Annotated in this window: 15 protein-coding genes; 5 read left to right on the top strand and 10 right to left on the bottom strand. The window is 70.9% G+C overall.

The features are described from left to right. Positions 1 to 35 precede the first annotated feature (35 nt). The 10 genes from gap to FS885_RS01535 all read right to left on the bottom strand — a co-directional run bounded on the left by gap (position 36) and on the right by FS885_RS01535 (position 14,245). Positions 36 to 1,061 (bottom strand): type I glyceraldehyde-3-phosphate dehydrogenase, encoded by a 1,026-nt coding sequence (gap, locus tag FS885_RS01580; protein ID WP_144743263.1) that lies wholly within the window; start codon positions 1,059 to 1,061, stop codon positions 36 to 38. A gap of 219 nt (positions 1,062 to 1,280) precedes the next feature. Further along, entirely contained in the window at positions 1,281 to 2,204 is a 924-nt protein-coding gene (gene whiA, locus FS885_RS01575; protein WP_144743262.1) for a DNA-binding protein WhiA, read from the bottom strand. 35 nt (positions 2,205 to 2,239) lie between these two features. Then, positions 2,240 to 3,181: an RNase adapter RapZ gene (gene rapZ, locus FS885_RS01570; RefSeq protein ID WP_144743261.1), complete on the bottom strand. Its 942-nt coding sequence runs from the start codon at positions 3,179 to 3,181 to the stop codon at positions 2,240 to 2,242. 395 nt (positions 3,182 to 3,576) lie between these two features. Continuing rightward, positions 3,577 to 5,505, bottom strand: coding sequence for an excinuclease ABC subunit UvrC (gene uvrC, locus FS885_RS01565; RefSeq protein ID WP_144743260.1), 1,929 nt, complete (start codon positions 5,503 to 5,505; stop codon positions 3,577 to 3,579). Positions 5,506 to 5,508: 3 nt separating this feature from the next. Beyond that, positions 5,509 to 7,188 carry a murein biosynthesis integral membrane protein MurJ gene (gene murJ / locus FS885_RS01560; protein WP_144743259.1) on the bottom strand — a complete coding sequence of 560 codons (1,680 nt, stop codon included), beginning with the start codon at positions 7,186 to 7,188 and terminating at the stop codon, positions 5,509 to 5,511. Between the two features lie 90 nt (positions 7,189 to 7,278). Next, a complete protein-coding gene (locus tag FS885_RS01555) occupies positions 7,279 to 8,547 on the bottom strand; it encodes a carboxylate--amine ligase (protein ID WP_144743258.1) in 1,269 nt (422 codons plus the stop codon). A 71-nt stretch (positions 8,548 to 8,618) separates the two neighbouring features. Continuing rightward, positions 8,619 to 9,836 carry a coiled-coil domain-containing protein gene (locus FS885_RS01550; protein WP_144743257.1) on the bottom strand — a complete coding sequence of 406 codons (1,218 nt, stop codon included), beginning with the start codon at positions 9,834 to 9,836 and terminating at the stop codon, positions 8,619 to 8,621. Between the two features lie 181 nt (positions 9,837 to 10,017). Further along, complete coding sequence (gene ybaK, locus FS885_RS01545) at positions 10,018 to 10,512, bottom strand: Cys-tRNA(Pro) deacylase (protein WP_144743256.1); 495 nt, start codon at positions 10,510 to 10,512, stop codon at positions 10,018 to 10,020. Positions 10,513 to 10,516: 4 nt separating this feature from the next. Next, on the bottom strand, positions 10,517 to 13,384 hold the full coding sequence (gene uvrA / locus FS885_RS01540) for an excinuclease ABC subunit UvrA (protein WP_144743255.1): 2,868 nt from the start codon (positions 13,382 to 13,384) through the stop codon (positions 10,517 to 10,519). Positions 13,385 to 13,609: 225 nt separating this feature from the next. After that, positions 13,610 to 14,245: a TetR/AcrR family transcriptional regulator gene (locus FS885_RS01535; protein ID WP_144743420.1), complete on the bottom strand. Its 636-nt coding sequence runs from the start codon at positions 14,243 to 14,245 to the stop codon at positions 13,610 to 13,612. A 151-nt stretch (positions 14,246 to 14,396) separates the two neighbouring features. Here FS885_RS01535 and FS885_RS01530 point away from each other — a divergent pair, with 151 nt between their 5' ends. The 5 genes from FS885_RS01530 to FS885_RS01510 all read left to right on the top strand — a co-directional run bounded on the left by FS885_RS01530 (position 14,397) and on the right by FS885_RS01510 (position 23,318). After that, positions 14,397 to 16,985, top strand: coding sequence for a YhgE/Pip domain-containing protein (locus FS885_RS01530; protein ID WP_186365731.1), 2,589 nt, complete (start codon positions 14,397 to 14,399; stop codon positions 16,983 to 16,985). Continuing rightward, on the top strand, positions 16,982 to 19,210 hold the full coding sequence (locus tag FS885_RS01525) for a YhgE/Pip domain-containing protein (RefSeq protein ID WP_144743253.1): 2,229 nt from the start codon (positions 16,982 to 16,984) through the stop codon (positions 19,208 to 19,210). Before FS885_RS01530 ends, FS885_RS01525 begins: the two co-directional genes overlap by 4 nt. 166 nt (positions 19,211 to 19,376) lie before the next feature. Then, positions 19,377 to 20,225, top strand: coding sequence for an Mrp/NBP35 family ATP-binding protein (locus FS885_RS01520; RefSeq protein ID WP_144743252.1), 849 nt, complete (start codon positions 19,377 to 19,379; stop codon positions 20,223 to 20,225). A gap of 88 nt (positions 20,226 to 20,313) precedes the next feature. Further along, on the top strand, positions 20,314 to 21,663 hold the full coding sequence (locus FS885_RS01515; RefSeq protein ID WP_144743251.1) for an NAD(P)/FAD-dependent oxidoreductase: 1,350 nt from the start codon (positions 20,314 to 20,316) through the stop codon (positions 21,661 to 21,663). Beyond that, entirely contained in the window at positions 21,660 to 23,318 is a 1,659-nt protein-coding gene (locus FS885_RS01510) for an NAD(P)/FAD-dependent oxidoreductase (protein WP_144743250.1), read from the top strand. Before FS885_RS01515 ends, FS885_RS01510 begins: the two co-directional genes overlap by 4 nt. Positions 23,319 to 23,463 lie beyond the last annotated feature (145 nt).

The following is a 23,463-nucleotide window of genomic DNA, read 5'->3' as shown; positions in this document are numbered from 1 at the left end:
AGACGCCTATATGAGCGCCGCGCGAAGCACGGGCGTTACGCCACGAACTTCTCGAAGTACTTGATGGTGCGGACCATCTGCGAGGTGTAGGAGTTCTCGTTGTCGTACCACGAGGTGACCTGCACGAGCGTCTGGCCGTTGCCGAGCGGGGCGCACATGGTCTGGGTGGCGTCGAAGATCGAGCCGTGGGTCTCGCCGATGATGTCGGTGGAGACGATGTCGTCCTCGTTGTAGGCGAAGGTCTCGGAGATGGTCTCGGCGTAGGCCTTCATCGCGGCGTTGACCTCGTCCTTGGTGACCTCCTTGTCGACCACGGCGTAGAGGTTGGTGAGCGAGCCGGTGGGCGTCGGGACGCGCTGGGCGGCACCGATGAGCTTGCCGTTGAGCTCGGGGAGCACCAGGCCGATGGCCTTGGCGGCACCGGTGGAGTTGGGGACGATGTTCACGGCGCAGGCGCGGCTGCGGCGCTTGTTGCCCTTGCGCTGCGGGCCGTCGAGCGGCATCTGGTCGCCGGTCCAGGCGTGGATGGTGGTCATGATGCCGGACACGATGGGCGCGAAGTCGTTCAGGCCCTTGGCCATCGGGGCGAGGCAGTTGGTGGTGCAGGAGGCGGCGGAGATGATGTTGTCCTCGGCCGTCAGCTGCTCATGGTTGACGTTGTAGACGATCGTCGGCAGGTCGTTGCCCGCGGGAGCGGAGATGACGACCTTCTTGGCGCCTGCGTTGATGTGGGCCTGGGCCTTCTCCTTGGAGGTGTAGAAGCCGGTGCACTCGAGCACGACGTCGACACCGAGCTCGCCCCACGGGAGGTTGTTGGCGTCGGCCTCCTTGTAGATGGTGATCTCCTTGCCGTCGACGGTGATGGAGTTCTCGCCGGCCTCGACCTTGTGGTCACGGCTGTAGTTGCCCTGCGTCGAGTCGTACTTCAGGAGGTACGCGAGCATGTCGGGCGAGGTGAGGTCGTTGATGGCGACGATCTCGGAGCCCTCATGACCGAACATCTGACGGAACGCGAGACGACCGATGCGGCCGAAGCCATTAATCGCAACCTTTACTGCCATGTGTGTCTCCTTTCGTTGGACCCCGGCGGTCCTTCCCCACCAATCGGGCCCACAAACTAACCACTCGTCAAATATACCTTTTTTTCGATTGCCCATGCACGGCAATGCGCACTTTTTGACGATTACCTGACGTCTGAAACGTTTTAAAATTGCAGGTCACAGAAGTTTGAAGCGCTTCAACGCCTCAAGGGCGCACCTCGGCACCCCCGCCCGGCACCCCTAGCGCTCGAGCAGCTTCTCCAAGCGGAGCACCCGGTGGTAGAGCGCGGACTTTGAGAGCGGCGGGTCGCACATGGCACCGAGGTCGCGCAGCGACAGGTCCGGGTAGGCCTCGCGCAGGTCGCAGAAGTCCCTAAGCGCCTGCGGGAGCGTGGCGCGCAGCCCGCGCTCCTCGAGCTCGGCGATGAGCTCGAGCTGGTGCTGGGCGGCGCCGGCGCTGCGCGTCTGGTTGGCGAGCTCGGCGTTCACCTTGCGGTTCACGTCGTTTTTCACCGACTTCATCGCGCGCGCGTCCTCCAGGATCCGCACGCTGCGCTCGGCGCCCACCGCGTCGAGCAGGCGCCGCACGTCCTCGGCGCTCTTCACGTAGACCGCGAACGCCCCGCGCCGGCGGTTCACCCGGGCGTTGACGTCGATCTGGCGCATGAGCCGGGCGAGGTCGCGGGCGAACTGCTCGCCCTGCACGGCGATCTCGAGGTGGAAGTCGCCGCGGGGGTCGGCCACAAACCCGCCGGCGATGAGCGCGCCGCGGATGAACGAGAGCCGGCAGCACGGGCGCGCGACCACGTGCCGGGGCACCCCCTGCACGAGGCCGCCCTGCCGATCGAGCACGCCCAGAAGCACGAGCGCCTTGTCGAGGCCGGGCTGGTCGGGCAGGGCGATGAGGTAGTTCCTCACCTTGTGCAGCACCGAGCGGCGCACCGTGAACTCGGTCCTGAGCTTCAGCATCTTGTGCGCGAGGTTGATCATCGTGCGCGCGACGGCGCCGGTCTCGGTCGCCACCGTGAGCCGGTAGCGGTCGGGCCCCGCGATGGAGAGCGTGCCGCAGACCCGCACGAGCGCGGCGAGCGTGGCGAGGTCGCAGTACTCGCAGGCGGGCTCGCAGCGCGAGAGCTCGTCGCGGACCTCGGCGGTATAGGACATGGACGCACAACCCCTTTCGGATTCGCGGGCGGGCCCTAGTGGGCCTCCCCGTTCGCCGTCATGTTGGCCCGGGGCAGGTCGCGGTGCGAGATGCTCACGTGGTACTGGCGGCGCTCGAGGTAGCGGCCCGTCGCCTCGGCGATCGCGACGCTGCGGTGCTGCCCGCCCGTGCACCCGATCGCGATGGAGAGCTTGGGCTTGCCCTCGGCGATGTAGCCCGGCACCACCGCGTCGAGCAGCTGGTACCATGCGCGCAGGAACGACTGGGTGTTGGGGTGGTCGAGCACGAAGCGCGCGACCTTCTCGTCGAGGCCGGTGAGGCGGCGCATCTCGGGGTCGTAGAAGGGGTTGGGCAGGAAACGCACGTCGATCATGAGGTCGGCCTCGACGGGCATGCCGTGCTTGAAACCGAACGAGAACACCTGGATCTCCATGAGCTGCTCGTCCGAGAGCTCCGAGAACGCCTGGTGCAGCTTGGCGCGCAGGGCGCTCGTGCGCAGGCGGCTCGTGTCGATGATCATGTCGGCGTGCTCGCGCACGTCGGCGAGCTGCGCGCGCTCGCGCTGGATCGCGTCGGCGGTGGTCTCGCCGGGCTTGGCGAGCGGGTGGCGGCGCCGGTTCTCGCTGTAGCGCCGGATGAGCACCTCGTCGGACGCCTCGAGGAACACCACCTTGCAGCTCATCTCGTGGTCGCGCAGCGTCTGGATGGTGTCCAAAAGCTCGTCGAAGAGCCCCTGACTGCGCAGGTCGCACGTCACGGCGAGATGGCGGCCGACGCCCGTGTTGATGCCCACGAGCTGCGCGAGCTGGAGCACGAGGCTCGGCGGGAGGTTGTCGATGCAGAAGTAGCCCATGTCCTCGAAGACATGCATGGCCTGGGTGCGGCCCGAGCCGCTCATGCCGGTGATGACCACGATGTCGGGCACGCGGTCGGCGAGCTCCGCCGCCGTGATCGCCTGGGGGTTGGTGTCTGCCATGGTTCCTCCTCGCCGGGTTGTGCCGGGTTCCCGGTCCGGTCTCAAGTATACCCCGCGGGCCGCCCCCGCCGCGGGCGGCGGTTCCCGGGGCTGCCCGCCGCGGGCCCGGGGACGGTTCCGCGACCCATTCGCCCGCCATTCGCCCGCCGCGGAGGGGCTTCACGGCGCGTTCGGCCGCCGCGAGCGATGGCCGCGGCGCCTTTTCGGCGACGTCGTGGCAACTCGTTGCGGTATTCGGTGTGGGAAACCGGGGTGCCTCCCGATACGGGAATCTTGCGTTAGAGAATCCGCAGGTAGCAGCGTCGGCGCAATCGGGGCTCAGCGCACGCCGCCGATGTTCACACCGAATTCCGCAACGAGCGTACACCGGGTGCCATGTCGAGCCGCCGAATCGGCTACTCCCCGCTCCCCTCCCGGGCGCGCTCCTCGTCCCAAGCGCGCAGCGTGTCGAACACCGCCTGCGCGACGGCGCGCGAGACGCCCTTCACCGCGGCGATGTCCTCCACGCTCGCCGCGCGCAGCCGCTTCATCGACCCGAAGTGCCGCATGATGGCCTTCTTGCGCGTGGGCCCCACGCCCTCCACTTCGTCGAGCACCGACACGGTCATCGCCTTGTCGCGCAGCTCGCGGTGGAAGGTGATCGCGAAGCGGTGCGCCTCGTCGCGGACCTGCTTGATGAGGTAGAGCGACGCCGAGCCGTTGGGCAGCACCACGGGCGTGTCGTCCCACGGCACGAAGACCTCCTCGTCGGCCTTGGCGAGGCCGCACACGGGGATGTCGAGCCCCAGCTCCTCGAGCTGCGTGAGCGCGGCGGTGAGCTGCGGCTTGCCGCCGTCGACCACCAGCAGGTCCGGCCGGGCGCCGAAGCGCTCGTCGGCCATGCGCTCGGGTGCGTAGCGGCGGCCGAGCACCTCCTGCATGGAGAGGAAGTCGTTCGCCTCGCCGGTCACGCTCCGCACGCGGAAGCGCCGGTACTGCGCCTTGTCCGCGCGGCCGTTGGTGAACACCACCATCGACGCCACGGTGAAGGCGCCGTGGATGGTCGAGATGTCGAAGCACTCGATGCGCAGCGGCGGCGCGGGCAGCGCGAGCGCGCTCTCCAGCTCGAGGAGCGCCTGGTTGGTGCGGTCGTCGGCGTAGCCCGTGCGCATCATGTAGCGCATGAGGGTGTGGCGGGCGTTGCGCTCGCAGGTCTCGAGCAGGTGGCGCTTCTCGCCGCGCTGCGGCCGGTGGAGCCGGCACACGTGCCCGCGCTTCTCGGTGAGCCACTCGCCTAGAAGCTCGGCGTCCGCGAGGTCGATGGCCACGTCGACCTCGGCGGGGATGTCCGAGGTCTCGTCGTAGTAGCGCTTGATGAAGCCCGAGACGAGCTCGTCCTCGGCCACGTCGAGCCCCTTGTCCAGGATGAACTCGCAGCTGCGCACGGTCCTGCCCTCGCGCACCACGAACACGCAGGCGCCCGCGATGGTCTCCTCACGGTAGAAGCCCACCAAATCGATGTCGATCCTCGAGGGGAAGACCACCTGCTGGCGGTCGTCGAGGCCCGAGATCACCTCGAGCCGGCGCTTGATGCGGCCCGCGCGCTCGAAATCGAGCTCCTGGGCGGCCTCGGCCATCTCGGACCTGAGCTCGTCGACCACCTCGCCGCGCCTACCCGCGAGGAAGCGCTCCACGCGCCGGACGCTTTTGGCGTAGTCCTCGGGTGAGATGGCGCCCACGCACACGCCGGGCCCGCGGCCCACATGGTAGTCGAAGCAGGGCCTGCCGTGCTGCGCGCAGATGAGGCCGATGATGTCCTCGTCCTCGGCGTGCGCCTTGATGAGGCGGCGCGTGCGCTTCCACTCCGCGCACGTGGCGCTGCAGATGGGGATGACCTTGCGTAGCGTGTCGATGGTCTCGCGCGCGGCGCGGCTGTCGGTGTAGGGGCCGAAGTAGCGCGTCCCCGCCTTGTGCCGCTCGCGCGTGTACTTGATCGCGGGGAAGGTGTCGCCCCGCGTGATGGCGATGAAGGGATAGCTCTTGTCGTCCTTGAAGTCGACGTTGAAGTACGGCCGGTACTGGCCGATGAGCTCGCGCTCGAGGACGAGCGCCTCGTGCTCGGTGTCGACCACGATGTAGTCGAAGCTCCGCACGAGCTGCATCATGAGCGGGATCTTGGCGCGGTCGTCGGTGAGCTGGACGTACTGGCGCATGCGGGCGCGCAGGTTCTTGGCCTTGCCCACGTAGATGACCGTGCCCTCGGCGTCCTTCCACAGGTAGCAGCCGGGCTGGGTGGGGACCTGGGCGACCTGCTCGGCGAGCGTGGGCTCCACGTGCGCGTCCACGGGCTACCTCTTGAAGCGCCGGACGATCGAGGAGACCATCGAGGCCTCGGGCAGCTTGAGCGCCACGGCGGGCACGAAGGTGACCGCGAGCGAGACGATGCCGGCCACGGCGACGTACAGGAAGGTCGTGAGGGTGCCCGCGGTCGCGACGGCGCCGTCGGCGGCCACGGTGACGAGCGGCCGAACGAGGGCCTCGAGCAGCCAGAGCACGAGCCCGCCCGCCGCGCGGCGGGCCCCGCCCAGCGCGAGCCCCCAGGCCGCGCCGTGCAGGATGGTCCTCAGCTGGAGCCCGTGCAGGCGGCGGCGCATCCAGACCATAGCGCCGGCGTTCGCCACCACGTAGAAGGCCGCGGTGGAAAGGGCGATGAAGGGCATCCCGCCGCCGAGGCCCACGCCGAGCGTGAGCGACCACACCACCTGCGTGAGCGCGCCGAGCGTCATGAACACCGCATAGGGCTTCATGTCCATGAGCGCCGAGCAGCCCTTCTGCATGAGCATGCACACGCCGTAGAGCGGCAGCGCGACCGCGAGGTAGCGCAGGTAGGTCGACACGAGCTCCACGCCCGTCACGTCGAACTTGCCCGAGCAGTAGATCATGTTGAGCGGGAAGCTGAACACCATGAGGTAGAGCGCGAACGGGATGAGGAAGAACAGCTGGTGCCCGATGCCGCGCGAGATGCCGGCGCGCACCGCGCCGTCGTCGCCGCGGGCCGCGTCGCGCGCGAGCTCGGTGTAGAGCGCCGTGTTGAGCGACACGGAGAGCAGCGCGTAGGGCAGGGTGTACCACAGGCGGGCGTATGCGATGACCGACGCGCCCGTGCCGGGCTGCACCGCGAGCGCCGAGGAGTTCTGGACCGAGGCGGTGACGAAGGTGCAGAGCGTCGCCACGAGCGTGGGCACGCCGAGCGACACGGTCTTGCGCAGGAGCGGGTCGCGGAGGTCCACGTGGAAGCGCGGATGCACGCCGTGCCGGCCGAGCGCGGGGATCTGGCAGGCCATCTGCACGAAGACGCCGCCCGTGGTGCCGAGGGCCACGACCGTGATGGCGAGCCCCTCGTTCACGCCCTCGAGCCACGGGAACACCGCGAAGCTCGCGATGACCACCGCGTTGTTCAGGATCGGCGCGAAGTTGCTCCAGAAGTAGTCGCGGTGCGCGTTGAGCACACCCGAGAACACCGAGCCCAGGCCGTAGAAGAGCACCTGGACGGCGAAGATGCGGAAGAAGTAGACCGCCGTGTCCATCTCGGACCCGTCGCTCATGAACGACTGCGTCCAGATGAGGCCGGGCGCGAAGGCGATCGCGAGCACGGACACCCCGCCGAGCACGATGAGCAGGACCGAGAGGAGGTTGCCCACATAGTCATCCGCGGCCTCGCGCCCGCCGTTGCGGCGCGCGTCGAGGTAGACCGGCAGAAACGCCGTGACGAGCATGCCGCCCATGACGAGCTCGTAGAGCATGTTGGGCAGGTTGTTGGCGATGTTATAGGACGAGGCGAGGTAGGACACGCCGAACGCGATGCCCATGACCCACGTGCGCACGAAGCCGGTCACGCGCGAGACGATGATGAGCCCGGTCATGAGGCTCGCGGACCGGCCGACGCTCTCGTAGTCGCCCGAGCCGGAGAAGTCCTCGTCGCGCGCAGGGGCGAAATGCCGCCCGCGCAGCCGTATGTCGTCAGCCATGCGTCATCTCCCCCTCCCGCCGCGGACGGGGCCCCTCCCCGACCGCAGCCTCATGGGCGCACCGGGCGCGCCCGCGTCAGCCCAGCGTCCTCAGTCGACCGACGCCTGCTTGCCGCCGGTATCCCACACGTAGCGCTTGAACTTCGAGATCTGGTGGTAGTAGGTGATCGCCGACCAGAACCGGTGGGAGAGCGTGTCCGCCTTGTAGAAGAGCGGGAACTCGGCCAGGCCGTCGCGGTACATGCCGAGCACCTGCTCGCGCAAGATGGGTTCCTCCACGGTGCGCTTCACCACGTAGGGCGGCACGCAGGCGAACAGGAACGGGTCGCAGGCGTCGAAGCGCTCCGCGGTGCGGCCGAGCACGCAGTCGTCGACGATGAGCTTCACGAAGTTCGCGCCGGCGAGGTTCACGTAGAAGGTGTTCCGCCCCGGGCGGGTGTTGACCTCGAAGAACTTGTACTTCCCGTCGCGCGGGTCGAGCTTGGCGTCGAAGTTGGCGAAGCCGCGGTAGCCCACGTGCTCGAGGAAGCGCACGGCGTCCTCGATGGCGCCCTCGACGCGCTCGGACATGATGCAGACCGGGTTGCCGATGGCAGCCGGGTGGTGGTCCTGCAGCACCACGCGCCCCGAGCACGTCATCGCGGGCGTGCCGTCGGCGTTCATGTAGATCGTGATCGTGCGCAGGCCGTCGTCCGCGCCGGGGATGAACTCCTGGACGATGAGCTCGCGGTCGTAGCACGAGTCCTTGAGCGCCCCGAAGATGCGCGTGAGCTCGGCGGCGTCCTCGACCTCGAAGATCTTCTTCTTGCCCGGGAACTTCGCGTAGTGGTAGCGCGCGGAGTTCGAGGGCTTCGCGATGAGCGGGTAGGTGAAGCGCTCGGCGCAGATCTCGGCGTTGGGGTCGCCGCAGTCGAACTTCCACGTGCGGGGATACGGTATGCCGAGCTCCTCGCAGATGTCGTAGAAGCGCTCCTTCTGCGTGATCTCGTCCAGAAGGTCGAAGTCGATGTAGGGCACGTGGTACCAGCGCTCGAGCTCCGCCTTGTGCGACGAGAGGATCCGGGCGTACCAGTCGCCACTGCCCACGACGATGCCCGTCTTGCCGGCGGCGTCGATCTCGGTGCCGATGTGCGCGAGCTCGGCGAGGAGCCGCTCCTCGTCGTCGATGCCCTCGATGATGCGGTAGTCGCAGAAGCGGCTCGACGACGTCATCTTGATGTCGGAGGACGAGAGCACGATCGACGTGAGCCCGTAGGTCTCGTGGAACCCCCGCACGAAGCTGTAGCCCAAGATGTCCGCGCCAAGAATCACCGGCACGAGGCGCTCGCGCACCTCCGCCTCATCGTGCAACGCACGCATGTGTCGACCAGTCCTTCCCCATACCGAGATGCGGCGGGCACGTGCCCGCCGCGTAAGGTCCATCCCCTAGATCAGATCGGGCTCCCGCCGCCGCGGAAGTTTCTGTTGTAGTCCACGCGCGACGTCATGACGCCGCGGCCGTAGCCGTTCGCGTGGACAATGCGCCCGCCGCCGATGTAGATGGCGACGTGCGAGATGTTCGGGCGGCCGTAGAACACGAGGTCGCCCGGCTCGAGCGCGCTCATGCTCGTCTTGAGGTTGCCCGCGTTGACGACCGTGTTGAACTGGCGTCCCGACTGATGGATGATCGAGATGCCCGCCTGCGCGTAGGCGTAGGTGGTCAGCCCCGAGCAGTCGAGCAGCACGCCCGGCTGGTAGGCGCCGAGTGCGTAGTCGACGCCGATCTGCGACATGCCGGCGTTCACGATGGTCTGGCGCTGGGCCGCGGTGAGGCCACCCGACCCGCCGCCTGACGGCACGGTGACGGTCTCGTTGCCGGACGGGGCCGTGGAGCCCTGGTTCTGCTGCTGGTTCTGCTGTTGCTGCTGTTGCTGCTCTTCCTGCTCCTGGCGCTCGAGCTCCTCCTGGGCCTGGCGCGCGGCCTCCTCGGCGCGGCGGCGCTCCTCCTCGGCGGCGGCCTGGCGCTCGGCCTCGAGGGCCTCCTGCAGCTCGCTCGACAGCCCGTTCAAGTAGCTGTTGGCCTCCGCGGTGGCTGCCTCCATCTCCTCCTGGCTTCGCGTCTGCTCGTCGAGGAGCTCGGTCAGCTCGGTCTCGCGGTCGGTGAGCTCGGTCTGCTGCGACTCGAGCTCGGCCTGGAGCTCGCGCACGCTCGTGATCTGTGCGCTCTCGGCGTCGGCGACGCGGCCGGCGTAGTAGAGCTGCGAGGTGAGGTCGTTGAAGGAGTCGCTCGACAGCAGGATGCTCACGAGCGAGATGCCGCCCGTCTTGTAGGAGTCGGCGACGTGGTCGGCAAGGTCGCCCTGGGCCGCGGCGAGCTCCTCCTGGTTGGCGGCGATCTCGTCCTCGAGCTCGGCGATGCGGGCCTGGGTCTCCTCGAGCTCGTAGGCGGTCGCGTCGACCTGGGCCTGGGCCTCCTCGAGCTGGTGGGTCAGCGAGCCGAGGCGCTCCTGCGCCTCGTCGACCTGCGCCTGCAGGTCCTCGCTCTCGGTTGCGTAGATGGGTGCGGGAACGGCCGCGATGCAGCCGAGGCCGAGCGTGACGGCCAGCGCCGCGGCGACGCAGCGCCGGGCACCGCCCGCGAGAAAGGCGTTGGTGTGTATGAGCTTCATCTAGATCCTTCCGCAGCGGTATGCCTAGGATATGGGCACCATCATACCAGCCATCGCCGCCCGGGCTAAACACTTCACACGTTAGCCACGGCACGGCCGGGCGCGGGACGCCGCGGGGGGTGGGATGCGCGCCGGCCCCGAGCTTGAAGCGCCGGCTTACGCGACGGCCCCGGCGGCCGCCTTACGCGCCGCGCGTGATGGGCGCCACGGTGGCCCCGGTGAAGGCCACGAGGTCCTCGGGCGCGAGCACGAGCTGGATGCCGCGCCGCCCGCCCGAGATGAAGATGCGGTCCCAGATAAGGCAGCTCTCGTCGATGATCGTGGGGAAGCGTTTCTTCATGCCCACGGGCGAGCAGCCGCCGCGCAGGTAGCCGGTCACGGGCAGCAGGTCGCGCACGGCGAGCATCGAGAGCGACTTCTCACCCGCCTGGGCCGCCGCCCGCTTGAGGTCGAGCTCCTCGGCGACGGGGATGCAGCAGACCACGTGGCCGCCCTGGGGGCTCGCGGTCACGAGCGTCTTGAAGCCCTGGCCGGGTTCCTCGCCGAGCTGCTCGGCCACGTGCACGCCGGACAGGTCGCTCTCGTCCACCTCGTAGGTGCGGACCTCGAAGGCGATGCCCGCGCGCTCGAGCTCGCGCATCGCGTTGGTCTTCTGGAGCTTCTCGCGCTTGGCCATGGGGCTACCTCGCCTGGCGGGCGCGGTCGCGCTCCAGGATGGGCGCGAGGAAGCGGCCCGTGTAGCTCTCGGGGCAGGCGGCGACCTGCTCGGGGGTGCCCGAGACGACGATGGTGCCGCCGCCCGAGCCGCCCTCGGGGCCGAGGTCGATGATGCGGTCGGCGACCTTGATCACGTCGAGGTTGTGCTCGATCACGAGCACCGTGTTGCCGGCGTCCACGAGGCGCTGCAGCACGTCGATGAGCTGGCGCACGTCCTCGAAGTGCAGGCCCGTGGTGGGCTCGTCCAGGATGTAGAAGGTCTTGCCCGTCTGGCGGCGGTGCAACTCCTTGGCGAGCTTCACGCGCTGCGCCTCGCCGCCCGAGAGCGTCGTCGCCGGCTGGCCCAGGCGCACGTAGCCCAGGCCCACGTCGTAGAGCGTCTGGAGCTTGCGCTTGATTTGCGGGATGTTGCCGAAGAAGGCGAGCGCTTCGGTCACGGACATGTCGAGCACATCGGAGATGGACTTGCCGCGGTAGGTGACCTCGAGCGTCTCGCGGTTGTAGCGCTTGCCGCCGCAGACCTCGCACGGCACGTAGATGTCGGGCAGAAAGTGCATCTCGATCTTGATCTGGCCGTCGCCCTTGCAGGCCTCGCAGCGGCCACCGGGCACGTTGAAGCTGAAGCGCCCCGGGCTGTAGCCGCGCGCCTTGCTCTCGGGCACGCTCGCGAACAGGGCGCGCAGGTCGTCCCAGAGCCCGATGTAGGTCGCCGGGTTGGAGCGCGGCGTGCGCCCGATGGGCGACTGGTCGATGTCGATGACCTTGTCGATCTGCTCGAGCCCTTCAAGTTTCCTGTACGGCCCCACGGGGCGCGCCGAGCGGTGGATGGCGTTGGTGAGCGCAGGCGCGATGGTGTCGGTCACAAGGCTCGACTTGCCCGAGCCCGAGACGCCCGTCACCACGGTGAACGTGCCGAACTCGATCTTTGCCGTCACATTCTGCAGGTTGTTGGCGCGCGCGCCCGTGATCTTCAGGCACCCGCGACCGGGCTTGCGGCGCTCCTCGGGCAGGCGGATCATCCGCTTGCCGGTGAGGTAGGCGCCCGTGAGCGAGGCGGGGCAGGCCATGATGTCGGCGGGCGTGCCGGCGCACACCACCTCGCCGCCGTTCTCGCCCGCGCCCGGGCCCATGTCCACCACGAAGTCGGCCGCGCGGATGGTGTCCTCGTCGTGCTCGACCACGATCACCGTGTTGCCGAGGTCGCGCAGGCGCTCGAGCGTGGCGATGAGGCGCTCGTTGTCGCGCTGGTGCAGGCCGATCGACGGCTCGTCCAGGATGTAGAGCACGCCCATGAGGCCGGCGCCGATCTGCGTTGCCAAGCGGATGCGCTGCGCCTCGCCGCCCGAGAGCGTGGCCGAGGCTCGGTCGAGCGTGAGGTAGTCGAGGCCCACGTCCACCAGAAAGCGCAGGCGCTCCAGGATCTCCTTCACGATGCGCCCGCCAATGAACTGCTGGCGCTCGGTGAGCTCGAGCCCCTCGAAGAACGCGAGGCTCTCGCGGCAGCTCATGCAGCACACGTCGTAGATCGACTTGTCCCCCACCGTGACGGCGAGCATCTCGGGGCGCAGGCGCGCGCCGTGGCAGGTGCGGCAGGGCTCCTCGCGGATGTAGCGCTCGAGCTTGGCCTTCGTGTTCTCGTTCGTCGTCTCGATGTAGCGCTCGTAGAGGATGTTGCGCACGCCGGAGTACTTGGTGAACCAGTGCGTGTCGCGGCCGTCCTGCGTGTGGTAGTCCACGCGCATCTTCTTGTCGCCCAACCCGTCGAGGAAGATCTTGCGCACGCGCGCGGGGAGCTCCTTCCACGGGGTCGCGGGGTCGACCTTCAGGTGCAGGCAGAGCGCGCGGAAGATCTGCGGGTAGTAGTTCGACTTGCCGAAGAAGCTGCCGAAGACGCCCTCCTCGATGGAGAGCGTCGGGTCCTCGATGAGGGCCTCGGCGTCGACGACCTTCTTGAAGCCCAGGCCGTCGCACTCCGGGCAGGCGCCGTAGGGCGCGTTGAACGAGAAGTCGCGCGGCTGCAGGTCGTCGATGGAGTGCCCGTGCTCCGGGCAGGCGAGCGCGAGCGAGTACGTGAGGAGCTCGCCTTGGGTGCCCTCGGGTGCGTCGCGATCGGGCAGCAGGTAGACCGCGACGCGGCCGTGCGCGAGTGCCGTCGCCTGCTCCACCGCCTCGGCGATGCGGCCCACGGAGTTCTCGCGGATCACGATGCGGTCGACCACGACCTCGATGGTGTGGCGGAACTTCTTGTCGAGCTCGATGGGGTCGTCGAGCGAGCGCACCTCGCCGTCGACGCGCACGCGGGAGAAGCCCTCGCTCCTGAGGTCGTCGAGGAGCTTGGCGAACTCGCCCTTGCGGTCCGTGACCACGGGCGCGAGCACGAAGGCGCGCCGGCCCTGGCCGGCCTCGAGGATCTTGTCGGCCACCTGGTCGGTGGTCTGGCGCTCGATCACGCGGCCGCACTCCGGGCAGTGCGGGGTGCCGATGCGCGCGAAGAGCAGGCGCAAGTAGTCGTAGATCTCGGTCACGGTGCCCACCGTGGAGCGCGGGTTCTTGCTCGTGGTCTTCTGGTCGATGGACACCGCCGGCGAGAGGCCGTCGATCGAGTCGAGGTCGGGCTTGTCCATCTGGCCCAGGAACTGGCGGGCGTAGCTCGAGAGCGACTCGACGTAGCGGCGCTGGCCCTCGGCGTAGATGGTGTCGAACGCGAGGCTCGACTTGCCCGAGCCGGAGAGGCCGGTGATCACGACGAGCTCGTCGCGCGGGATCTCGACGTCGACGTCCTTGAGGTTGTGCTCGCGGGCGCCGCGGATGCGGATGGAGGAATCGGACATGGCTATCCTTTCCGGCTGCGGGCCCTGCCGGCTGCGGCGCACCGGAGCGGTTTCCCGGTGGCGGCGGGGCCCGGATATGTTCGCAACCCCCGATTCTAGCGCAGGCGCCCCCAGGCGCACGCCCTCCGCCGCGCCCGCCGCGCACGGACCACGGGAACCCCAAGCCTTGTTCGATTCTGCGGGCGCGATTTAGCAGGAGAGGCGCCTTCCGCGGGCCCTTTCTTGCTATATCCTGCCCGCAGATCGATTGCGGCCCGCGGCCGGGCCGCGCGCCGCCATGCCGGCGAGGCCGTGCTCGGTGAGCGTGCAGGCGGTCGCCGCGACCTCCTCCGCCGAACAGGGGCGCTCCGCGAGAAGCCACGACCGGAAGAGCGAGAAGAGCCCGCCCAGGATGAACGCGAGGCACGCGTCGCGCTCGCCGGACCCCACAACCTCGTCGAGCAGGCCGCGGCGCACGATCTGCCGCTCGAACGCCCGCGTCAGGTGCCCGTAGAGCACGTCGAACGGGATGCGCTCGGCATAGCGCCGGTCGCGCGCGGCACCCTGCTCGAAATGCTCCGCAAGCGCCCGGAAGAAGACGCGGAGCGCGCGGTCGCCATCCGGGGCGACGCCCGCCTCGCCGAGCTCGGCCGCCACCTGGTCCAGGACCTGCTCCGCCAGCATGTCGGCGAGTGCCGCGAGGAGGCCGTCGATGCTCCCGAAGTGCTGGTAGAACGTCTTGCGGTCGATATCGGCCTCGCGCGCGATGGCGCTCACGGTGATCTGGGCGTACGGCCGCTCCCCGAGCAGCCGCTCGAACGCCTGCACGATCAGCTTCCTGCTCCTGCGCACGCGGCGGTCCTCCCGGCGGAGTTCGGTCATCACGCGCCCTCCTTTCGTGGGTTACGCAACAGATGGGCCCTCTTCGTTGCTTACTCACATCATCTTAATCTACATCTGTGGAATATTCCATATATGGGTATGATGGCGCCACCGCATGGACCGAAGCACTGCAGCCGGAAAGGAAGCGTCCGTGAACACGGTGTTCCATATCCTCGCCCGCGACGCGCGCCGCATCGCGGCACGCCCCGTCGCCGTCATCGTGACCGTCGGCGTCTGCCTCATACCCTCGCTCTACGCATGGATCAACATCCTCGCCAACTGGGACCCCTACGCGAACACCTCCACGGTGCCCATCGCCGTGGTGATTGAGGACGAGGGCGCCGAGCTGCCCGGCATGGGCGCGATGAACGCCGGCGAGATGATTCGCGAGCGCCTCGAGGAGAACGACCAGCTCGGCTGGACGTTCGTCGACGACGAGCGCGCGGGCGACGACGGCGTGAGCGCGGGCACCTACTACGCCGCTTTTGTCATCCCCCGCGACTTCACCGCCACGCTCGCCGGCGTGCTCGACGGCGCGACCGAGCCGGCGCACATCGCCTACTACGTTAACGAGAAGGCGAACGCCATCGCGCCGAAGGTCACCGACACGGGCGCCACGACGCTCGAGGCCCAGATCTCGTCGGAGTTCGCGCGCGTCGCGGGAGAGACGGTGTCCGAGCGCATCGCGGAGGGCGCGCGCGACGCGGCGGAACGGGGAGACGACGCGGTCGCGGGCACCGCCCGCGCGCTGGAAGACACCGCGGGCCTCCTGCGCGACGTCGCCGACGACCTCGACGGCACCGGGGGCGCCGTCTCCGCCGCGCGCGACGCCGTGGCATCGGCGGCGACCACCCTCGACGGGCTCGCCGGCTCCTCGCGCACGGTCGCCGGCGCGCTCGACGACGCCCTCGCGGGCATGGGCGACGCCCGGTCAGAGGTCCAGGGCGGGGCCGCGTCGCTCGCCCAGGCGCTCAAGGGCGGCGCGGGCGCGCTCGCCGAGCTCTCGTCCGAGGCGTCCTACGACGTCGGCCGCATCGCCGGCGACGTGGGCTGGGCGCAGGGCCGCCTGGACGCCGCCCTCACGCAGATGGCGTCCGCGACAGAATCGCTGTCGCAGCTCAAGGGCGCGCTCGAGGACGCGCGCGACGCGATCGCGGGGGCCGAGGCTCCCGCCGGCGGCGCCCAGACGGCCCAAGGCGACATCGTCGCCGAGCTCGACCGCGCGATCGCCGCGCTCCAGGCCCTCATCGACGACCAGACCGCGGCGCTCGGCCGCCTCGAGGGCGCATCCGATGACATCAAGGCCGGCGCCGAGAGCGCCAGCGGGCTCGCGGGCGCGGTGAACGACGCGATCGCCGCGGGCACGGCATCGCTCGACGGCCTCTCGAGCGACCTCGAGACCTCGGTCCTCCCCGACCTCTCGGCGGCCCTCGACGACCTCGCCGACCTCGGCGGGCGCGCGAGCGGGACGGCGGCGGGGCTCGCCGGCCTGGCGGATCAGGCCGCGGGCACCATCGACGGGCTCGACGCCGTCCTGGACCAGGCGGGCACGGCTGCGGCCGACGGCGCCTCGAGCCTGCGCGAGGACGCCGGGCACCTCGAGGGCCTCGCCCGGGACCTCTCGGTCGTCTCCGGGAGCCAGGCGCTCGCCCGCCTGCGCGAGCTCGGCGAGCTCGACCCCGCCGCGTTCGGCTCCTACCTGGCGCAGCCCGTGGAGCTTACGACCGAGGCGGTCTTCCCGGTGGCGAACTACGGCTCCGGCGTGGCGCCGTTCTACACCAACCTCGCGCTGTGGGTCGGCGGGTTCGTGCTCGTCGCGATCTACAAGCTCGAGGTGGACCGCGAGGGGCTGCGCCCCGGCGAGCTCACCCCGCGCCGCGCCTTCTTCGCGCGCTGGCTGCTCCTCGTGGCGCTCGGCCAGGTGCAGGCCGTCATCTGCTGCACCGGCGACATCCTGCTGGGGATCCAGTGCACGGCGCCCTGGGCGTACGTGCTCGCGGGCATGGTGGCCTCGTTCGTCTACGTGACGTTCGTGTTCTCGCTCGCCGTCGCGTTCAAGCACGTCGGCAAGGCCCTCGGCGTGCTGCTCGTCGTGCTCCAGATCCCCGGAGCATCGGGGACCTATCCCATCGAGATGATGCCGCCGTTCTTCCGCGCGATCGGGCCCTGGCTGCCCTTCACCTACGGGATCGGCGCCATGCGCGAGGCGGTCGGCGGCTTCTTCGGGGCCAACTACCCGCATGACCTCGGCATGCTCCTGCTCTTCCTGGTCCCCGCGTTCGCGATCGGGCTCATCGCCCGCAAGCGGCTCGTCAACGTGAACGCGCTCTTCGACCGCCGCCTCGCCGAGAGCGGCCTCATGTTCTGCGACCGCGACGACCTCGAGGGCGCGCGGCCGGGCATCGCCGCCCTCGCGCAGGCGCTCGCGCTCGAGCCCGGCCTGCGCGAGGAGGCCGCCCTGCGCGCGCGGCGCTTCGAGCGCGCGTACCCGCACCTTGTGCGGCGCGGCGTGGCGGCGCTCGTCGCGGTGCCCCTGGTGCTGCTCGGCCTCATGTTCGTGCTGCACCGCACCTTCGCCCTGCTCATCTGCTGGATCGCGTCGCTCGCGGCAGCCAGCGCCTACCTCATCGTCATCGAGTACCTGCGCGACCAGGCCGCCCGCACCCTGCGGCTCGCCGGCCTCTCGCCCGATGAGCTCCACGGGCTCATCGACCGGACCCGCAAGGAGGGGTCACGTTGACGCACCTTCTCGCCCTGCTCCGCCACGACATCCGAAAGCTCGGCGCCAACGCCGTGACCATCGTCGTCGTGGCGGGCATCATCGCCGTCCCCTCGTTCTACGCGTGGTTCAACATCGCGGGCAGCTGGGACCCTTACGGCAGCACGCGCAACGTGACCGTCGCGGTCGCCAACGCGGACGAGGGGTACGAGGGGGAGCTCGTGCCGGTGCGCCTGAACCTCGGCGACCGGGTCGTCTCCGAGCTCATCGCGTCCGAAAGCATCGGCTACGTCGCGGTCTCGAAGGACGAGGCGCTCGAGGGCGTGCGCTCCGGCGCCTACTACGCCGCGGTGGTGATCCCCGAGGACTTCTCCGCCTGCCTGCTGAGCGGCTTCGGGGGCCAGCCGCGCCGGGCGCAGGTGCTCTTCTACCAGAACGAGAAGGCCAACGCCATCGCGACCATCGTGACCGACAAGGCGGGCGCCGCCGTGGAGCGCTCCGTCGACGAGGGCTTCACCCAGGCGGTGACCGACGTGGGCGCGGGCGCGGCAACCGAGCTCGCGGACGCCCTCGGCGACGATCGTCTCGCCGACATCGCGCGCGGGCTCGACGGCTCGCTCGCCGACGCGGCGGCATCGCTCGCCGACGCGGCCGGGCAGGCCCGTTCCCTCGCGGGGTTCCTCGCCTCGACGCAGGACCTGCTCGCGGGCAGCTCGCGCACCCTCGGCGCCGCGCTCGAGCCCCTCGCAGGGACGGACGACGCCCTGCGCGACGCCGCGGGCGACCTGGGCGGCGTGCGCGGGGCGCTCGATGGCGCGTCCTCGTCGGTCGCGGGCGCGCTCGACGGCGCCGCCTCGGGCATGGACGCCGTGGACGCCGCCTTAGACGACGCCTTCGCCGCCGCGGGCGACCAGGTGGAGGGTCTGGAAGGCGCGCTCTCGCAGGCGCAGGCCGCGATCGACGACCAGGCCGCGGGGGCGTCCTCGCTCGCCGCGGCGGTCGCCGACCAGGCGGCGGCAGCCCGCGACCTCGCGGCGGCGCTCCCCGAGGGCGGCACGGCGCAGCAGAAGGTCGCCGCGGCAGCCGAGGCGCTCGACGGCCTCGCCGGGAGGCTCGGCAAGCTGAACGAGAGCCTCACGGACCTCTCGGAGGGCATCGGCCGCACCGTGGACGACCTCGCGCAGGGGAAGACCGATGCCGAGGGCGCCCGGCGCGAGCTCGCGGGGCTCGTCGAGGACGCGCGGGAGGAGCTCGGCCAGGCGCGGGACGCCTACACCGGCGCCGCCACCGGGACGCTCGATGACCTCGCGGCGGCCGTGGGCGTGCCGGCGGACGCGCTCGAGGGCGCGGGCGCGGGCCTCGACGAGACGGCTTCCGCCGTGGATAGCGCCCTCACCGCGACGGCGGGCAGCCTCGGCGACGTCCAGGGCACCCTGGGCGAGGCGGCGCAGCGCCTGGACGAGGGCGCGGACGGTCTCGAGGCCCTGCGCGGGCGCATCGCCGCGGCAGACCATGCGGGCGACGCCGACGCGCTCCGCGCGGTGCTCGCGACGAGTCCCACCGCGCTCGCGGCCTTCGTCTCCCGGCCCGTCGCGCTCGACCGCACCGCGATCTTCCCCGTCGAGAACAACGGCTCCGCCATGGCGCCCTTCTACACCACGCTCTCCATCTGGATCGGCGGCGTGGTGCTCGCGGCGCTCGTCCGCGCCCTGCCGAGCGAGCGCGCGCGGCGGGAGACGGGCTGCAGCACCACCCAGGCCTACCTCGCGCGGCTCGCGCTCTTCGCGGGCATCGGCCTTCTGCAGGCGACGCTCATCTGGGCGGGCGACGTGCTCTACCTCGAGGTGCAGTGCGCGCACCCCGCGCTCTTCCTGGTGGCGTGCTGGGTCGCCTCGCTCGCCTTCGTGGGCATCATCCATGCGCTCACCGCCTCCTTCGGCGACGTTGGCAAGGCCATCGCCGTGGTGCTCATGGTGGTCCAGGTGGCGGGCGCGGGCGGCACCTTCCCCGAGCAGATGCTCCCCGTCGCGTTCCAGCACGTCTACCGGTGGCTGCCGTTCGTGCACGCCGAGGGCGCCATGCGCGCCGCGCTGTTCGGCCTGTGGGGCGCGGACTACCCGGTCCAGCTCGCCCTCACCGCCGCCTACCTCGTGCCCGCGCTGCTGCTGGGCATCGCGGGCCGACGCCCCGTGATGCGGCTCACCGCCTGGATGGAGGAGGAGCTCGAGCGCACGCGCGTCATGTGAGGGCTCGCGCGGGCCAGCCGGCCTCCGGCCCATGCGGTCGGCGCGGCCGGCCCCGTCCCTGCCGGTGCGCGGCGTCCCCGCCCTCCCGCGGCGAGATGGGTACAATGGAGCCATGACACACGCGCCCGGCGCCGCTGGTGCCGGGCTCAGCATGAAAGGACATCCCATGGCAACATGCGAGCACGCGAACGCGGCGGGCGGCCAGAGCGCGCCCACGCAGTTCGAGGAGAACAGCCTGTCCGAGACCAAGCGCGTCATCGCCGTGCTCTCGGGCAAGGGCGGCGTCGGCAAGTCCCTCGTCACGGGGGCGCTCGCCGTGGAGCTCTCGCGCCGCGGGCACACGGTGGGCATCCTGGACGCCGACATCACCGGCCCGTCCATCCCCAAGATGATGGGCATGAGCGGCAAGCGCGCCCACGGCCTTGGCAAGCTGCTGCTCCCCGAGATCTCGAGCACCGGCATCAAGGTGATGTCGTCGAACCTGCTGCTCGAGCGCGAGACCGACCCGGTCCTCTGGCGCGGCCCGGTGATCGCCGGCGCCATCCGCCAGTTCTGGAGCGACACCTCGTGGGGCCCTCTGGACTACCTGCTCGTCGACATGCCCCCGGGCACGGGCGACGTGGCGCTCACCGTCTTCCAGTCGCTGCCCGTCGACGGGATCGTCGTGGTGACGAGCCCGCAGGACCTCGTCTCGATGATCGTCGCCAAAGCCGTGAACATGGCCGACAAGATGAACGTGCCCGTGCTCGGCGTGGTCGAGAACATGAGCTACATCACCTGCCCCGACTGCGGCAGGAAGATCGAGGTCTTCGGGCCGAGCAAACTCGACGAGGTGGCGGAGGGCTACGGCATCCCGGTCCTCGGCCGCGTGCCCATCGACCCCGCGCTCGCCCTCGCCTGCGACGCCGGCGCCATCGAGGAGGCCCTGCCTCAGGGCTTCCTGCCTGAGGCGCTCGCGGCGGTCGAGGCGGTACCCGCCCACGAGCCCGCCGGCGACGCCGAGCAGGGGGCGTAAGCGAAGGCACGGGACACCGTCTGACGAGCGCACCGCCCGCCGCCCGACCCCGGGTGACGGGCGGTGCCACGGCAAAGGAGGGGGCGACATGGCCCGCAAGGAGACGAGAACCTACGACACCGTCGTGATCGGCGGCGGGGCCTCGGGGCTCGCCGCGGCGCTCGCGGCGGCGCGCGCGGGCGCACGCGTCGCCATCGTCGAGCGCGACGTCGAGTGCGGCCTGCCCATCCTCGCCACCGGCAACGGCCGCTGCAACCTCTCCAACGAGAACCTGCGCCCGGCGCGCTACCGGCACCCCGTCATCGCGCGGGCCGTGATGGGCGAGCATCCCGAGGAGGAGCTCGCCGCCTGGTTCGCCTCGGTCGGCATCTGGACGGCGTCCGAGGACGGCCGCCTCTACCCGGCGAGCAAGCGCGCCGCGTCCGTGCGCGACGCCCTGCTCGGCGCCTGCCGCCGCGCCGGCATCGAGATGCTGAGCGGCTGGAAGCTCATGCGCGCCTCGTGGGATGCCGGGGACGGCCGCTGGCGTCTCGAGGCGCTCGCGCCCACCTCTCCCCTCCACGCGCCCCGCGCCCGCGACGAGCACGCGCGCCTGCGGGCGCTCCGCCGCGCCCTCGCCTCGACCGCCCTGGCCTCGGCCACCGTCGAGGCGGCGGCCGTCGTCCTCGCGCCCGGGGGCGGCGCGGGCGCCGCCGCCGAGCTCTTCGGTGTCCCCCATATCGAGGAGCGCCCCGCACTCTGCCCCATCGCCTGCGCCCCGGCGGGCGCGGGCCCCGCGCTCGGCGCGGACGGGCTCGCGCGCCTCGACGGCATCCGCGCCGACGTGAGGCTCACGCTCGTCCGCGACGACATCCCGCTCTGGAGCGAGGGGGGCGAGGTCCTCTTCCGCGCCTACGGCCTCTCGGGCATCGCCGCCTTCAACCTCTCGCGCCGCATCGAGCCGGGCGACGTCATCGAGGTCGACCTGTTCCCCGCGCTCGACGAGGACGCCCTCAGGCAGCGCCTCCGCGAGCGCGAGGCCGTCGTGGGGGCGTTCGCGCCCAAGCGCTCCGACTGGTTCGACGGCGTGCTCGCGCCCGACCTGGGCAAGGCCGTCATCGAGGCGGCCGGCGTGCGCAACCGCTGCGCCGAGGTCGCAAAGCACCTCGCCTTCCGCGTGCGCGGCACGACCGAGCCCAAATCCGCCCAGGTGCACCGAGGCGGCATCCCCTTCTCGGCCGTGGACACCGCTACCCTCGAGGTGGCGTCTGCCGCAGGCGGGCGCATCTTCGCCTGCGGCGAGGCACTCGACATGGACGCCGACTGCGGAGGGTTCAACCTCGCATGGGCGTGGCTCTCGGGCACCCGCGCGGGAACGGCGGCGGCGCGCTCGACACTCGGCGCGACGGCGCCCCGGCCCGCGCGCACCGAGGCGCCATCGGGTGAGGTGCGCGCATGATCGAGATCTCGGACATCCGCGCCACGCTCGCCCAGGGCGCGGGCGAGCAGAGCTGCCTCGCCATGGGGCTGCGCGCCGCCATGGGCGTCTTCGGCTGCCTGCCCCACCTCTTCGCCACGATCGAGCTCCACCGCCGCTCCATCGACGCGCGCAGGAAGAGCGACGTGCACTTCATCCTGAGCGTGCGCGTGACCTTCGCTCGCGGCGTCGACGAGGCCGAGATGCTCGCACGGGTCGCCCCCGCCGACCGCCGGCGCGTCCGCGTCGTCGAGAGAGCCGAGCCCGCCGCGCCCCGCCTCGCCTGCGCGCCCCGTCCGCGCCCCGTCGTGGTCGGCGCGGGCTGCGCGGGGCTCTTCTGCGCGCTCGAGCTCGCCGAGGCGGGCGCGGAGCCGCTGCTCATCGAGCGGGGCGACGACGCGCGGCGGCGCACCGCCGCCATCGAGCGATTCATCGCGACCGCCGAGCTCGACCCCGAGTGCAACATCCAGTTCGGCCTCGGCGGCGCGGGCACCTTCTCTGACGGCAAGCTCACCACCGGCACCAAGAACGCCGCGCACCGCAAGATCCTCTCGACCTTCGTCGCCTGCGGGGCGCCCCGCTGCATCCTCTGGGACGCGAAGCCCCATATCGGGTCGGATATCCTGCCCGACGTGGTCGAGAACATCGTGGCACGCATCCGCGAGCTCGGCGGCGAGGTGCGCTTCCGCACCAAGCTCGTCGAGATCGAGCGCGCCCGCCCGCGCGCCGGCGCCATCCGCGCCATCGCCGTCTCGGGCCCCGGGGATGCGGGCATCGAACGCATTCCCTGCTCGGAGCTCGTGCTCGCCTGCGGGCACTCCGCGCGCGACGTGTTCGAGCTTCTGCGCGCGGGCGGCTTCGCCCTCGAGCGCAAGACCTTCGCCATGGGCGTGCGCATCGAGCACCCCCAGGCCGCCATCGACCGCGCCCAGTACGGAGCCGCCGCCGGGCACCCGAGCCTGGGCGCCGCGCCCTACAAGCTCGTCGACCACCTGCCGGGCGGCCGCAGCCTCTTCTCGTTCTGCATGTGCCCGGGCGGCGAGGTGGTCGCCGCGGCCTCCGAGCCGGGCGGCGTGGTGACCAACGGGGCGAGCCGCTTCGCGCGCGCCGGCGAGAACGCCAACTCGGCGCTCCTCGTGAACGTCACGCCCGAGGACCTGCCCGGCACCGACCCGCTCGCCGCGGTGCGCCTCCAGCGCGACTGCGAGCGGCGCGCCTTCGAGGCGGGCGGCGGGGCCTTCCGCGCCCCGGCGCAGCTCGCGGGCGATTTCATCGCCGGGCGCCCCAGCGAGGGCCCCGGGTCGGTCGCGCCCACCTATCCCCTCGGCGTGACCTGGTGCGCCCTCGACGGTCTGCTGCCCTCCCATATCACCGATACCCTCCGCGCGGGCATCCCGCGCCTCGGGCGCAAGCTCGCCGGCTTCGACCGCGCCGACGCGGTGATGACCGGCGTCGAGACCCGCTCGAGCTCTCCGGTCACGGTCGTGCGCGACCGGGGCTGCCAGGCGCTCGACGCGCCGGGCCTCTTCCCCTGCGGCGAGGGCGCGGGCTACGCGGGCGGCATCATGAGCGCGGCGGCGGACGGCATCCGCTGCGCCCGCGCGGTGCTCGACCGCCTCGCGCCCGAGGGCCGCTAGCTGCGCGAGCCGTCCGCGCGATTAGGCCATCTACCTGCAATTGACCATTCGTCAAACATGGACTTCCCGTGGCGGCGGGAGCGCGTGCGCCCGCCCGGGATTGCGAAATCCCCGTCCTTTGCTAGCGTATATACGGTTGACGATT

This window comes from Enorma burkinafasonensis (assembly GCF_902150035.1).
GTDB lineage: Bacteria > Actinomycetota > Coriobacteriia > Coriobacteriales > Coriobacteriaceae > Enorma > Enorma burkinafasonensis.
The sequence above is the reverse complement of the archived record's forward strand: the minus strand, read 5'-3'. Positions and strand labels throughout refer to the sequence as shown.

What these genes read in the sequence shown, in the direction of transcription:
- FS885_RS01555 (WP_144743258.1), bottom strand. Translation starts at nt 8,547, where the DNA reads ATGCGTGCGTTGCACGATGAGGCGGAGGTGCGCGAGCGCCTCGTGCCG.
- FS885_RS01535 (WP_144743420.1), bottom strand. Translation starts at nt 14,245, where the DNA reads ATGACCGAACTCCGCCGGGAGGACCGCCGCGTGCGCAGGAGCAGGAAG.
- FS885_RS01510 (WP_144743250.1), top strand. Translation starts at nt 21,660, where the DNA reads ATGATCGAGATCTCGGACATCCGCGCCACGCTCGCCCAGGGCGCGGGC.
- uvrA (WP_144743255.1), bottom strand. Translation starts at nt 13,384, where the DNA reads ATGTCCGATTCCTCCATCCGCATCCGCGGCGCCCGCGAGCACAACCTC.
- murJ (WP_144743259.1), bottom strand. Translation starts at nt 7,188, where the DNA reads ATGGCTGACGACATACGGCTGCGCGGGCGGCATTTCGCCCCTGCGCGC.
- FS885_RS01550 (WP_144743257.1), bottom strand. Translation starts at nt 9,836, where the DNA reads ATGAAGCTCATACACACCAACGCCTTTCTCGCGGGCGGTGCCCGGCGC.
- whiA (WP_144743262.1), bottom strand. Translation starts at nt 2,204, where the DNA reads ATGTCCTATACCGCCGAGGTCCGCGACGAGCTCTCGCGCTGCGAGCCC.
- FS885_RS01520 (WP_144743252.1), top strand. Translation starts at nt 19,377, where the DNA reads ATGGCAACATGCGAGCACGCGAACGCGGCGGGCGGCCAGAGCGCGCCC.
- ybaK (WP_144743256.1), bottom strand. Translation starts at nt 10,512, where the DNA reads ATGGCCAAGCGCGAGAAGCTCCAGAAGACCAACGCGATGCGCGAGCTC.
- gap (WP_144743263.1), bottom strand. Translation starts at nt 1,061, where the DNA reads ATGGCAGTAAAGGTTGCGATTAATGGCTTCGGCCGCATCGGTCGTCTC.
- FS885_RS01515 (WP_144743251.1), top strand. Translation starts at nt 20,314, where the DNA reads ATGGCCCGCAAGGAGACGAGAACCTACGACACCGTCGTGATCGGCGGC.
- rapZ (WP_144743261.1), bottom strand. Translation starts at nt 3,181, where the DNA reads ATGGCAGACACCAACCCCCAGGCGATCACGGCGGCGGAGCTCGCCGAC.